Here is a 13159-nt window from a genome sequence, read left to right on the forward strand (position 1 = left end):
GTTTTGTCATTCATGTGGATTTTCCGTGTGTTTTGCCCCTGAATTTCCCTTGGATTGACCGGCCGTCAGGCCGGTTCCAGTGACTCCCAGGTCCAGCAGGCCAATCTCTTCAGATTCAAGGCAGCAAAAGTAAGCATCGCCTGCATGGACATTTTTGCCCTTCCGCGAAGGCTCGTCCATCGCATGCCACACTTCTCCTTGGCATCTCCGAAACCGCGTTCGACGGTCTCCTTTCGCCTTGCATAGATTTCTTTATTTTCCGGGGTGAGCCGAATGGATTCTGCTCGATCAAGGTAGACCTGCCAGACATGCCGGGCGATAACTTTTTCATGGTTCTGGCTTTGAGTGCACTGAGCTAGCAGCGGACAACCTGCACATTTAGCCCCGTTCGACTTGTACTCCCGATAGCCTTGCTTATTGGTGGTCGAATACCGGAGTTCCTGTCCGTTTGGACAGATATAAGTATTCCTTTCGGAATCGTAGTGGAACTCGCTTTTTCTCAGATAACCTTTTTTCCCGCGCGGCCTGGTGTAAGGCAGGCAAGGGCGGATTCCATCATCAATCATGACCTTTGCGATATGAGGCGTTTTGGTCCTCCGGGACCATCTCATCAAGCAAGACCATTTCAAGTTGATCACGATTGGTTCCATTCGATTTTGACAGCATATCCATCATCCGTTTTGTAGTCTGTTAACTCGATTATAGTAACAGGTACCGTTTGCCTCAATAAGCCTTATGGCGGATTGAAGCGGAGGGCCCGAGACACCTGCGGGAAAAGCGTTAGCCGAAGACCCCGCAGAGCGCAGCTCGAGGAGGCTAAGGCAACGCCCGCGGTAAGCGAGGGCCCGCAGCGGAAATCCGAAGGATTTTCAGGAATAGAAAAAACTGTAGACAAAGGAGTATTCCACTCACTTTGTCTACAGTCTGAAGCTCCCGCAGAGGGGAGCTTTTTTAATGTTTAGTTGCGGACAGCCGCTTCTTCGCGGATTTCTGTCACCCAGCCAAATGGATCTTCTTTCACACCGCTCTGCAGGCCGGTCAGTTCTTCATAGAGCTTGGTGGACAGTTCGCCGGCCTGACCGCCGTTGATGGTGAAAGCCTCACCTTTCCAGCTGAATTCACCGATTGGAGAGATGACAGCTGCCGTTCCGGTGCCGAATGCCTCGTCAAGACGGCCTTCCTGCTGTGCGGTTTTGATCTCTTCCATTGAAATGCGGCGCTCGGTTACCGGTGTGCCCCAAGCTTGCAGCATTTCGATAATTGATTTGCGCGTGATGCCGCCGAGTATGCTGCCGTTGAGTGCAGGTGTAATAACCTCGCCGTCGATCTTGAAGAAGACGTTCATGCTGCCGACTTCCTCGACATATTTCTTCTCAACCCCATCGAGCCAGAGGACCTGGGAGTAACCCATCTTCTCTGCAACGGCCTGGGCTTTCAGAGATGCAGCGTAGTTGCCTGCGGTCTTCGCGGCGCCTGTGCCGCCGGCTACCGCCCGGACATATTCGTTTTCGACAAGGATCTTGACGGGAGCGATCCCTTCCTTGTAGTACGACCCGACCGGGGACAGGATGATGATGAATTTATACGTGAGCGAAGGCGCGACACCTAGGTGAGGCTCGGTTGCAATCATGTAAGGACGGATATATAGCGACGTGCCTTCAGCTTCCGGCACCCAGTCCCGTTCGACCTTGATGAGTGTCTTCAGCGCTTTGAGCGCATCCTCTTCATCGATCTGAGGCATGCAGAGACGGTCGCACGACTCATTCATCCTGCGGAAGTTTTCTTCCGGACGGAATAGGCGGATTGCGCCGTCTTTTGCCCGATATGCCTTCAGGCCTTCGAACACAGTCTGTCCATAATGGAAGATGACCGCGGACGGATCGAGCGTAATCGGCTCGTATGGCACAATGCGATGGTCGTGCCAGCCAATTCCTTCCGTATAATCCGCGATGAACATATGGTCTGTGAAGTTGCGCCCGAAAGCGATGCCGTCAGTAGATGGCTTCGTTTTACGCTCCTGGCTCTCATTGATGCTGATCTGCATGTTCCCCATCAAACATCTTCCTCCTTGATATTCAAGGTACGCGATATATCGTATACTCATGAAAAAGAAATAATGACCTTATTATACATATTTTCAGACAGATTTAAATACTTTCACACAAAATATTTATTTAACGCTAAAGCAGGAGACTGCTCAGCTCAAAAAATGGCGGCTTTTTGCTAAGACGGCGGGCGTACGTGCTTTTTTGCACATCAGCATCAAAGATAGCGCAAATATTTGCAAGATGTCGGTTCCATTAAAAATCCCCTGTTTACACTCTTTCGAGGCGGCAGGGAGATGCCCATATGCAGAAGCATTCAAAAAACCGGCACCATCCGGCACCGGTCAGTTCCGCATCATGCAACTGCAACCTTTTCTGCCATCTCTTCACTCGGCAACACAAGTTTCGGGAAGCGTTCGTAGACCGGCTCAAGCTTGGCCACAATCTCTTCGATCTCTGCCGGATCGCTAAACGGGTAATGGAAGTAGTATGATCCGCGCTCGGTTTCGAGCAATACTTCGAACACCTGCATAACCTGTTTCCTGACTGAGTCCTCATCACCCATCAGCACTTCTTCCGCCTCGAACCCGTTTTCATGCGACTGGCTCACGAACAGGTTTCCCGGATGCGCCTCCGCATCGAATCCCATCGCCGCCTCTACAAATTCATCGATGGTTTTCAAGGTTTTCAACCACATCCCCTCCCGTTTCATACAATATTCCCATTAAATCAAACAAAAAACCGATAAAAACCGGAAATTAGCCAACGTGTTAGATTGGAAAGTTCTTTTCATCAGGTAAACGATCCATATACAAAAAATGAGGGGCCTTTTTAAGATGGCCCCCCATCTGTTCATACTTCTGCAGCGACAGGAGCCCGATTAATCAGCAGCCTGAGTGTTCCCGCAATAACTGCGTCCCCGTGCTGGTTGACGATTTTCGTATCATAGGCGATGACCCCTGTCCCGTTTTTGCGTTCCTGTTTTTCAATGGCCTTCATTTTGACCTTTATCGTGTCTCCGATCAGGGTCGGCCGGACAAAGCGGATCTTATCCATCCCGTAGAAGGCGGCGATGATTCCCGGCGTGAAATTCATCAGTCCCGTCGCGACCGACAAAACGCGCATGCCATGGGCAATCGGCTCGCCGAACGGTGTATTCTTCGCATACTCACGATCCAGATGGAGCGGATAGAAATCTCCGCTCACCCCTGCGAAATTCACGATGTCCGCTTCGGTGATCGTACGGCCGCCGGACACCCATTCTTCCCCAATTTCCACTTCTCCGTAATATTTATTAAACATCTCATTCTCCCCCTTCAGGAATTCACTTGCGGTTCGCGCAAATGTTTATATTCTTCTCGAAGCCGGAACTTCTGCACCTTGCCTGATGCGGTCCTCGGCAGCTCATCCAGGAAGACAAATGAACGCGGCTTTTTGTATCGCGCCAGTTTGCCTTCGATGAACTCAAGCAATTCCTTTTCCGTGACGGATCTTCCAGGTTTGGTCACGATGACCGCACAGACCGTCTCGATGTATTTCGGATCCGGGATGCCGATGACAGCGACATCCTGGACGGCATCGTGCCGGATCAGCACGTCCTCCACTTCCACCGGATAAATGTTTTCCCCGCCGCTCCGGATCATGTCTTTTTTTCGTCCGGATATCGTCAGGAACCCTTCCGCATCCAGGACTCCCAAGTCTCCTGTATGGCACCAGCCATCCACGAATGTCTTGGCGGTGGCCTCCGGCTTGTTCCAGTATTCCGAGACGACTGCCGGACCCTTTGTGCAGATTTCACCGATCTCCCCTGCCGGGAGCGGTTCGCCACGGTCATCGATCACTTTCACTTCGGTGAACGGCATCGGCTTGCCGGCGGTATACCCCTTGGTTTTTGCATCCGACGGGTCGAGCGAGACGGCAATCGGCGTTCCCTCTGTCAGGCCATACACCTGCACAAGCCCAATTTTCGGGAACAGGTCGTAAAGGCGGTCAATTGCCCAGGAAATGATCGGGTCGCCTCCGGAGTAGATCGTTTCTAGGGAATCCAATTGGCAGGATCCAATATCGCTCAATTTCAGCATTTCATAGATCATGAACGGGAACAGGAAAACATCCGATACCCGCTTTTTTTCAATTACATCGAGTGTCCGTCTGATCTCAAAGTTCCCGCTTTTGGATATCACGACTGTTCCGCCGGACAGAAGAACGGCCAGCGCCACATCTTCCATGGCCCCCACGTGATAAAGCGGCCCGGTTGTCATGCCGATGGTGTTGCCGTCAAAGTTCCATTTCAGAGACTGCATCGCGGCGAACCAGATGGTGTTCCGGTGCGTCCAGAGCGCGCCCTTTGGCCGGCCGGTGGTTCCGGACGTGTACATCAGCATGACCGGATCGGTTTCCTCGATCACCGGACGTCGAGACAGCGTCTGATCCCCTTTTTCAAGGACATCCCAGCCTTCTGCCCATCCTGGTGTTATGCCGCTATCCCTGTCATAGCTGATAAAGGACTTCACAGATGTGCGGTCCTTTATCGGCTCCAGCCGTTCCGCCAATGCCGAGTCAAAACAAAGGACTGTCGATCCCGAGTCATTCAGGATGTACGCCAGTTCCTCCGTCTCCAGCCGGAAATTGATCCTGACCGCTATACCGCCGATTTTGGCAACCGCAAAGTACACGGCGAAATACTCAAGCGAATTGAACATCAGAATGCCGACGCGGTCCCCCTTTTGGACGCCCTTGTCCAGCAGCGCATTGGCATACCGGTTGGCCTTCTCATTAAGTGTCCCGTATGTCCAGGTTTCCCCCGTTTCCATTGCCAGTGCTTCCTTATCAGACCTGAGTGTCTGCAGACGGGGCTCCACCCGGTCCAGCATGTATCCGACATCCATGTGTGACCCCTCCTGTCAGTTAAACGTCAGCCTTCCATCGCCTTGAGCGGAGGCTGTTCCATTTCCGCCGTTTCCTGTGGCTGTGTGATCAGGGAAACGACCACAAAGCCCAGAATCGAGATGACCAGCGAGATGGCTCCCACGACTACTCCTTCGGGGAGCAGCGTGATTCCATACTTATTGAGGATTTCAAACGTGAAGTTCAGGAAAACTCCCAGGATGATACTGGTGATGGCCCCTTGTTTGGTGGCCCGCTTCCATACCAGCCCGAGTACAACCGCAGGGAAAACGGCAGCCGCAAAAGTGCCCCAGCCGAATACGCCGAGAAGCGCCACAAGCGTGTCCATATAGAATGAGAAGAGAGTTGAAATTACGAGCAGACCGAGGACAACGATGCGGTTCCAGAGCAGCTCGTTCTTGACTTCTTTGCCGAAAGCCCGCGGGATATCCCGGACGAGGCTTGCTGCACCCAAGGTGACGAAACCGGAACCCGTTGACATAATCGCAGCCAATAAGCCCGCCAACACCAGACCGCCGATGACGGACGGGGCGAATTCAGTGACAAAAACGACCAGAGAGTCATCCGCTGATGCAACCTCCGGGAACCTGCCCTGAATCTGAAGCGAGCGGGCAGTCAGTCCGATGCTCACAACGAGAAGCACAGTGATCGCATACGCCAGACCGGCAGTGAAGGCGCCCCAGCGGAGTTCCTTGGCACTTTTGATCATCAGGAATTTGTTGATGAAGTGAGGCTGTCCCGCGGCCCCGAGGCTGAACAGGAGGAACCAGCATGCGATTGTGATCAGCGGAAAGTTACCGAACGGTGATGCGAGCAGCGGGTCGGACGATTGCAGCGTTTCCGTGATGTTCTGCATGCCGCCGCCGAGATTCAATGCAAAGAAGAAAATCACAATCGAAACGGCAATCATGATGACACCCTGGAACAGGTCCGTATAAACCGAAGCGATGATTCCTCCTCCGACCGAGTAGAAGGCGAGAATCCCAAGCCCGATCAGCGCTCCCGCAGCCGGTGACACGCCGAAAATCGAGTGCATGATGACGCCCATCGCCTGCACTTGTGTGCCCAGGTACCCGATGACGCCGAGCGTGATGGCAAACCCGAGCCAACCGCGCACAGAACGGCTGTTGTACCGCTTTTCCACCACGTCTCCGAGGGTAAAGACATCCCCCATCTCACCCATCGCCCAGATCCGCTTACCGACCAAAAACCAGGTCAGGGCAAAACCAAGCGGCGCTGCAATCAGGACGCCAGCGGCAAAGCCCATACCACCGGTGAAGGTTTGTCCGGCCCCTCCCAGAAGTCCAAAGCCGCTTTGAATGGAAGTAAACGCAGCGATGGCCATGACGAACATGCCGAGACTTCTGCCTGCCACGAGGAAGTCACTGGCAGACTTTGTTCTTCTTGTAGCCCATACGCCGATCAGGATACAGATCAATAAATAGATCGCAACAATGCTGACAATCGTGACGTTCATTTAGCAGCCTCCCCCGTCCTAAGTTCTTTTTCCATCTCACCTGTCTCGCCGGGATCAAAGATCAGCGCATAGATCAGAGAGGCAATGACGGCCAGCGGCAGGATGCCGAGCAGATAAATGGCCAGGCTCGGTGTCATTCCCAGAATGTAGGTGCCTCCCCCGGCAGGATCATTTCTTGTAATCACATCAAGAATGACAAACAACGTGAGATAACCGCCCGCAATCACGATCGGGATCCATAGCATCCCCGGCTTTTTCTTAACTGCATTCCACATTCCCAGTGTGATGGCCACTCCAATGACCAAGAGATACGGATAAAGAATGAGTCGCCAGGATTCCAGGAACATTCCGACCAAGGACAATACGATAAGTCCGGAAAACAGATAGACGATTCGGTCAGAAACGTACAAGCAGACAACCTCCCCTGATTTATAGTTCGGCGGCTTCGCCGGTGAACCCTTCGGTAAACGCTTACAACAATCTGAATAAATAAAATATATTGAACTATTCAGAGGTTGTCAATCTCGTTCCATTAATAATATCCTGCTGTATCTCTCTCGTTTCCTTTAATGTATTTGCTGGGTATAAAGTTAATTAACCATTAATTACAGTGAACTAGTCAAATATATGCTGAAATCGCTATTCTGGAATATCACTGTAACTGTTCATAATTTTATTATTAATTGTTTGTAGAGTCCTGCTGCAAACACAAAAAGAAGATCCCGAAAACCGGGATCCCAGACTGTAGACAAAGTGAGTGGATGACTCCTTTGTCTGCAGTTTTTTCTATTCCTGAAAATCCTCCGGATTTCCGCTGCGGGCCCTCGCTTACCGCGGGCGTTGCCTTAGCCTCCTCGAGCTGCGCTCTGCGGGGTCTTCGGCTAACGCTTTTCCCGCAGGTGTCTCGGGCCCTCCGCTTCAATCCGCCATAAGGCTTATTGAGGCAAACGGTTCCTGTTACTATAATCGAGTTAACAGACTACAAAATGGGTGATGGATATGCTGTCAAAATCGAATTGAACCAATCGTGATCAACTGGAAATGGTCTCGCTTGATGAGATGGTCCCGGAGGACCACCTGGTCAGGAAACTCGAGAAAGCCATCGACTTTTCATTCATTTACGATCTCGTAGAGGATCTGTATTCGGACCGTGGCCGTCCTAGTATCGATCCGGTTGTCCTTATCAAGCTTCCATTTCTTCAATACACCTTTGGCATCCGTTCGATGCGCCGCACGATTGAAGAGGTCAATACGAACCTGGCTTACCGCTGGTTCCTGGGCTTCGGCTTCTATGATAAGGTGCCACATTTTTCGACTTTCGGTAAGAACTACGAACGGCGATTCAAGGACACAGACCTATTCGAACAGATTTTCTACCGGATCCTGAAACAGGTGGCGGACCATGGGCTGCTCCGTGCGGAGCACGTGTTTATCGATTCCTCTCACGTTAAGGCCAGCGCAAACAAGCTGAAGTTCACGAAAAAAGTGGTCCGTAAGGAAACACGCGCCTACCAGTCCCTACTCGAAGAAGAGATCAACGCCGACCGTGAAGACAACGGAAAGAAGCCTTTCCCTCCGGACAAGTGGGACCGTGAAGAGGAGAAGGAGATCAAGGAAAGCATGACTGATCCCGAAAGCGGCTATTACGTCAAAGACGAGCGGGAAAAGAAATTCGCCTTGTCACGCAGCCACTGATCGGAACGGATTCTTCCTCGCCTCCATCGTGACACCCGGAAATGTCCATGACAGCCATATCTTCGAACCGTTGCTGAATGTCGTCAAAGAGAAAGTCGGAAAGCCGCTAGCCGTTGCTGCAGATGCTGGGTATAAGACACCTCATATCGCAAGGTCATGATCGATGACGGAATCCGTCCTTGCCTGCCTTACACCAGGCCGCGCGGTAAAAAAGGATATTTAAGAAAAAGCGAGTTCCACTATGACTCCAAAAGGAATGTCTATCTCTGTCCAAACGGACAGGAACTTCGGTATTCGACCACCAATAAGCAGGACTATCGGAAATACAAGTCGAACGGGGCCAAATGTGCAGGCTGTCCGCTATTGGCTCAATTCACCCAAAGCCGAAACCATGTAAAAGTCATTACCCGGCATATCTGGCAGGACTACCTTGATCAGGCAGAGGCCATTCGGCTCACCCCGGAAAACAAAGAAATCTATGCAAGGCGGAAAGAGACCGTCGAACGCAGTTTTGGAGATGCCAAGGAGAAGTGTGGCATGCGATGGACAACCCTTTGCGGGAAGGCAAAAATGTCCATGCAGGCGATGCTTACTTTTGCTGCCCTGAATCTGAAGAAATTGGCCTGCTGGACCTGGGAGTCACCAGAACCGGCCTGACGGCCGGTCACTCCAAGGGTAATTAGGGGCAAAACACGTGCACTATCCACTAGAAATGACAAAACGGAACCAGAAAGATTTCTTCTGGATCCGTTTTGTCTACAGTCTGAGATCCCGAAAACCGGGATCCCCTGTTCTTCCTATTTAATACTTATACGACTGTCCGCCGTCGATCGGGATGACCGCCGCATTGATGAAATTTGCTTGGTCGGAAAGAAGGAAGGCCACGAGATAGCCGACTTCTTCCGGTTTGCCGAAGCGTTTCATCGGATTCGGCTGGACAAATTCCTTGCCGACTTCCTCCCAGTTCTCGCCGCCCATCTGGCGGAGGGAGCCTTCCACCATCGGGGTCATGATCGCTCCTGGAGCAATGGCTTTGATACTGACGCCGTACTGGCCATATTCGATGGCGGAATTCCGGGTCAGCCCGACAACGCCGTGCTTGCTGGCTGCATAGCCTGACTGATTGCCGACCCCCCGGATGCCGCCGACAGAGGCCGTGTTCACAATTGAGCCGGAACCCTGTTTTTTCATGACTGCCAGCACATACTTCATGCCGTAGAAGACGCCATTTAGGTTGATACTGATGACTTTCTGGAATTCATCACTGCCGAAGTCCTCTGTGAGGTTCTGTTTGCCCTCGACGCCTGCGTTGTTGAAGAACCCGTCAATCCGGCCGAAATGAGCGACTGTATCATCCACATACTTTTTGACCTGTTCCTCTTCTGCCACGTTCGCAGTCAGCAAAAGCACTTCCGCTTCCGGAGCGACCTCCATAATCGCCTGTTTGGTCTCTTCAAGCCCCTGTTCATTCAAGTCGACCAATGACAGCTTGGCTCCTTCTTTTGCAGCCTGCAGCGCCGCCGACCTTCCAAGACCTGAACCCGCACCCGTCATCAAAACCACTTTTCCGTCGAAACGGTTTGTCATCATCTCATCCTCTCTTGCCGAAAATAATAGCAGTGCTACCTGCTATCATTCCCCATAAGGAAAGATAAAAACGGATATAAGAAAACCGGAGCCTTTTCGGCTCCGGTTTAAGCTTCCATAAAGAACTGTTTTGCCTTTTCGACAAACGGCTGGTCTTCCGGAAGCAGGTCGTCTTCGTAAAAGATTGCGTCGACCGGGCAGACTGCTGTGCATGCTCCGCAGTCGATGCAGAGATCCGGATCGATAAAGAATTGGTCTTCTCCTTCGATGATGCAATCTACCGGACATACGTCCACACATTCACCGGCTTTTTCGCCGATGCACGGTGCCGTAATCACGTGTGTCATCTTCATCACTCCTTACCTATTCAAGTTACCATATTTCCCGCTGTTTCGCTCCAAAAAACATGAACTTGTCAAAATTTCTCCTGTTTCGTCATGGATGAAACGGGAAGAACATGGGTGTACAAAGAATCCGGTCAAAACAGGAGGGATTCCAACTGGCTCACGAACAGCATCAGGAGCTTTTAACGGCACTTCATGAGTGCATGGAAGCCTGCAACCACTGCTTTGATGCATGCCTGAAGGAAGAGAATGTGAAGATGATGGCTGAATGCATCCGTCTGGACCGTGAATGTGCAGACATCTGCGGGTTCCTGGAAGCGGCGATCAGCCGGAATTCACCATTCATCAGCCAACTCGCCCAAGTATGCGCTGAAGTCTGCGAAGCATGCGGTGAAGAGTGCAGGAGACATGACCACGAACATTGCAAGAAATGTGCGGAAGCATGCATGAAGTGCGCGGAAGCATGCCGCAATGTCGCATAAGCCAATGGACGAACTGACGTGTTGAGGAGCGACTGCAGGCAGGGAACACGGTTCCCTGCCTGTTCCTCGTTTTACATAAGATTTCCGATAAACGGGTACGTTATAACGAATTCATCAGCACGGGAGGAATGAAACATGACCTTCAGGAAAACCCTGTTTCCCGCAGGCGCACTGATTCTGCTTTTAACAGCGTGCGGGGCAAATGACGGACAGGAAAACGCACAACCCGAAGATCCGACCAGCCAGGAACAGCAATACGACCGCGACGAATCCAATGATCCGTATGAAATGCATGATTCAGAAGACATGTCCGACATGCATAAAATGCACGGCGGCTCCGGAGAAGTTCCGGAGGGCCTCACCGATGCGCCGGATCCGAAATTCCCCGTCGGTTCAGAAGTCATGATGCATGCAGACCATATGCCCGGGATGGATGGCGTAAGGGCGACCGTTGCCGGCGCATATGACACAACTGCATACTCGGTCACGTATACTCCTGCGGATGGCGGCAAACCGGTCAAGGACCACAAATGGGTGATCCACGAAGAAATTCAGGACCCTGGAAAAGCCCCCCTCGATGAAGGCATAGCCGTCACTTTAAATGCGGTCCACATGCCGGGCATGCAGGATGCGGAAGCGATCATCGAATCCGCCGAGGAGACGACAGTTTATATGGTCGATTTCGTATCGGCTGAAAGCGGCGAAAAAGTGAAAAATCACAAATGGGTCACGGAGGATGAACTGTCCGAAGCGGAATAGGATAAAAAAGCAGAGGGACACCCCTTTGCTTTTTTATCCTATTCGTATTCAGACTGGGCTCTTCGACAGATTGCGGGCAGCCTGTAAAGGGAATCAGACAGACAAACCCTGCAGGGAAGGTGAACAAATGGAACTATATACGATCGGGCATTCAACGCATGATGAACAGGCATTCCTTAAACTGCTCCAGGATGCGGGCATAGAACTGCTTGCAGATGTACGGGCTTTTCCCGGGAGCCGGAAATTCCCCTGGTTCCATACGGACCGGATGAAGGAGTGGCTTCCGGACAACGGCGTGGGCTATTTGCATATCCGGGAGCTCGGCGGACGGCGGCGGAAATCCAAAACCGTCAGCGAAGATGAGAATGCGGGCTGGAACAACCGTTCTTTTCACAACTACGCGGACTATACACAGGAAAGTGAATTCAAGGAAGGACTGCAAAAGCTCCGGCACGAGGCATCAGAGAGACGGACGGCGGTCTGCTGTTCGGAGCGCCATCCCGCCCGCTGTCACCGCATGCTTATCAGCAACTACGTCACCCTTCACGGTGGCGAGGTGTTTCATGTCCTCGATGGCAAAGATGGAGAAACGGTCATCGAGCCGCATCAGCCGGGTCGGTGGGGCGCGGAACCGACAAAGCGAAAGGACGGCGAAATCGTCTACCCGAAAACGGGCGAACAAGCAGCCGATGCGGACTGACGCATCGGCTGCTTGTCTAACCGTTCCGCTTTGTCTCCATCAATGTTGCCATACGTTCTGCCTCAGGATTCCCTTCGTTACGCAGACCTTCGATGATGTTCCTATAATCCGCGCTGTTCCGGTTCTGGCTCAGTTTATATGCGGCCTGAATCTCATTCACCCTGATTTTAAAGCCGACAACTGCGTTCATCTGCTTTTTCGTATCGGCGGACAGATTTTCCCACAGAACAGCATCTTCCCTGTGCTTTTCGTATTTCCTCATCAGCAGGGCCAATTCTTCCTCCAGTTCCTCATCATCCATGATCTGCGCCTCGCCGTAGAGATGGACAGCCTGATAGTTCCAGGTGGATACATTTTCATGGGTATACCAGGATGATGAGACATAGGCATGCGGACCCTGGATCATCACGAGCGCTTCCTGTTCCCCGATTGTCCTCCATTGTGGATTTGCCTTTGCAAAATGCCCCGTAATTACCCACTCTTCCCCGACCCGGCGGAACTGGAAAGGCAGGTGCGTCGCAATCGGCCTTCCATTATGTACGGTCACAACCGACCCAAATGAGTTCTCTTCAATGAATCCTCTGATTTCTTCAAAGTCCGCGATTTTGAACAGCTTCGGTATAAACATCGAAATCCCCCTTAAATCAGTTCCTTTTCCATGATCAGGTCGGTCTGTTCGTCATCCCCCAGTAAAAACGAGTGAGCGCCTGTGCGGATAAAGCCTGATTTTTCATAGAAAGCAATGGCATGATCGTTTTCCTCCCAGACGCCCAGCCAGACTTTTGATTTGCCTTCTTCTTTGGCAAGGCTCACGGCCCGGTTAAAAAGAACTTTGCCGAGCCCCTGCTTCTGGAATTTGTTGCTGATATAGATCCGCTCCACTTCAAGCGAACCCTCTCCCATTTCCTCAGACTGGGCATTTCCTATATTGACCTTCAGGTACCCGGCAATCTCCCCATCCTTCTCAATGAAGAAAAACCGGGATTCCGGATGAGCCATTTCTTCTTTTAGCCGATCCGGGCTAAACGCCTTCTCCAGATAGGCGTTCAAGTTTTCGGATGAGTTTTGCGAACCGAATGTCTCCCTGAACGTTTCGATGCTGATGTTCCGGAGAGCTTCCAGATCCTCCAGCCCGCACTGCCTGATTCCTGCACTCATTACTG

General features: G+C 51.8%; 13 protein-coding genes and 2 pseudogenes. 4 read left to right on the forward strand and 11 right to left on the reverse strand.

What is annotated here, in order from left to right; translation table 11 throughout:
- Positions 1-65: 65 nt before the first annotated feature.
- From C772_RS15200 to C772_RS15230, 7 genes and pseudogenes are all read right to left on the reverse strand, one after another.
- Positions 66-590 (reverse strand): annotated as a pseudogene (locus tag C772_RS15200) (transposase); the annotation flags it as partial.
- A 368-nt stretch (positions 591-958) separates the two neighbouring features.
- Positions 959-2053 carry a branched-chain amino acid aminotransferase gene (locus tag C772_RS15205; protein ID WP_008301406.1) on the reverse strand — a complete coding sequence of 365 codons (1095 nt, stop codon included), beginning with the start codon at positions 2051-2053 and terminating at the stop codon, positions 959-961.
- Positions 2054-2400: 347 nt separating this feature from the next.
- Positions 2401-2736, reverse strand: coding sequence for a hypothetical protein (locus C772_RS15210; protein WP_008301407.1), 336 nt, complete (start codon positions 2734-2736; stop codon positions 2401-2403).
- Positions 2737-2897: 161 nt separating this feature from the next.
- On the reverse strand, positions 2898-3347 hold the full coding sequence (locus C772_RS15215) for a MaoC/PaaZ C-terminal domain-containing protein (protein WP_008301408.1): 450 nt from the start codon (positions 3345-3347) through the stop codon (positions 2898-2900).
- A 14-nt stretch (positions 3348-3361) separates the two neighbouring features.
- The gene (locus C772_RS15220) at positions 3362-4933 is read right to left on the reverse strand and encodes a class I adenylate-forming enzyme family protein (RefSeq protein WP_008301409.1); all 1572 of its coding nucleotides are present in this window, start codon (positions 4931-4933) and stop codon (positions 3362-3364) included.
- A 26-nt stretch (positions 4934-4959) separates the two neighbouring features.
- On the reverse strand, positions 4960-6429 hold the full coding sequence (locus C772_RS15225) for a sodium:solute symporter family transporter (protein ID WP_008301411.1): 1470 nt from the start codon (positions 6427-6429) through the stop codon (positions 4960-4962).
- A complete protein-coding gene (locus C772_RS15230) occupies positions 6426-6839 on the reverse strand; it encodes a hypothetical protein (protein ID WP_008301412.1) in 414 nt (137 codons plus the stop codon). Before C772_RS15230 ends, C772_RS15225 begins: the two co-directional genes overlap by 4 nt.
- Positions 6840-7470: 631 nt before the next feature.
- Between C772_RS15230 and C772_RS15235 the strand changes: the two are divergent.
- A pseudogene (locus C772_RS15235) lies at positions 7471-8781 on the forward strand (IS1182 family transposase).
- A 144-nt stretch (positions 8782-8925) separates the two neighbouring features.
- Here the strand turns inward: C772_RS15235 and C772_RS15240 are convergent.
- Both C772_RS15240 and C772_RS15245 read right to left on the reverse strand, forming a co-directional pair.
- Positions 8926-9711, reverse strand: a complete 786-nt coding sequence (locus C772_RS15240) for an SDR family oxidoreductase (protein ID WP_035002643.1) — start codon at positions 9709-9711, stop codon at positions 8926-8928.
- 107 nt (positions 9712-9818) lie between these two features.
- A complete protein-coding gene (locus tag C772_RS15245) occupies positions 9819-10058 on the reverse strand; it encodes an indolepyruvate ferredoxin oxidoreductase subunit alpha (RefSeq protein ID WP_008301416.1) in 240 nt (79 codons plus the stop codon).
- 152 nt (positions 10059-10210) lie between these two features.
- On the opposite strand from C772_RS15245, the gene C772_RS15250 reads away from it, so the two are divergent.
- The 3 genes from C772_RS15250 (at position 10211) to C772_RS15260 (ending at position 11996) form a co-directional block, all read left to right on the forward strand.
- Positions 10211-10537 carry a four-helix bundle copper-binding protein gene (locus C772_RS15250; protein ID WP_035002645.1) on the forward strand — a complete coding sequence of 109 codons (327 nt, stop codon included), beginning with the start codon at positions 10211-10213 and terminating at the stop codon, positions 10535-10537.
- A gap of 135 nt (positions 10538-10672) precedes the next feature.
- Positions 10673-11296 carry a YdhK family protein gene (locus C772_RS15255; protein WP_008301418.1) on the forward strand — a complete coding sequence of 208 codons (624 nt, stop codon included), beginning with the start codon at positions 10673-10675 and terminating at the stop codon, positions 11294-11296.
- 127 nt (positions 11297-11423) lie between these two features.
- Positions 11424-11996, forward strand: a complete 573-nt coding sequence (locus C772_RS15260) for a DUF488 domain-containing protein (protein ID WP_008301420.1) — start codon at positions 11424-11426, stop codon at positions 11994-11996.
- Between the two features lie 16 nt (positions 11997-12012).
- On the opposite strand, the gene C772_RS15265 is transcribed toward C772_RS15260, so the two are convergent.
- Together C772_RS15265 and C772_RS15270 are read right to left on the reverse strand one after the other, a co-directional pair.
- On the reverse strand, positions 12013-12624 hold the full coding sequence (locus tag C772_RS15265; RefSeq protein ID WP_008301421.1) for an FMN-binding negative transcriptional regulator: 612 nt from the start codon (positions 12622-12624) through the stop codon (positions 12013-12015).
- Positions 12625-12635: 11 nt separating this feature from the next.
- Complete coding sequence (locus C772_RS15270) at positions 12636-13154, reverse strand: GNAT family N-acetyltransferase (protein WP_008301422.1); 519 nt, start codon at positions 13152-13154, stop codon at positions 12636-12638.
- Between the last annotated feature and the right edge of the window lie 5 nt (positions 13155-13159).

The sequence above is a fragment of the Bhargavaea cecembensis DSE10 genome, from assembly GCF_000348905.1.
In the GTDB taxonomy this organism is placed as follows: Bacteria; Bacillota; Bacilli; order Bacillales_A; family Planococcaceae; genus Bhargavaea; species Bhargavaea cecembensis.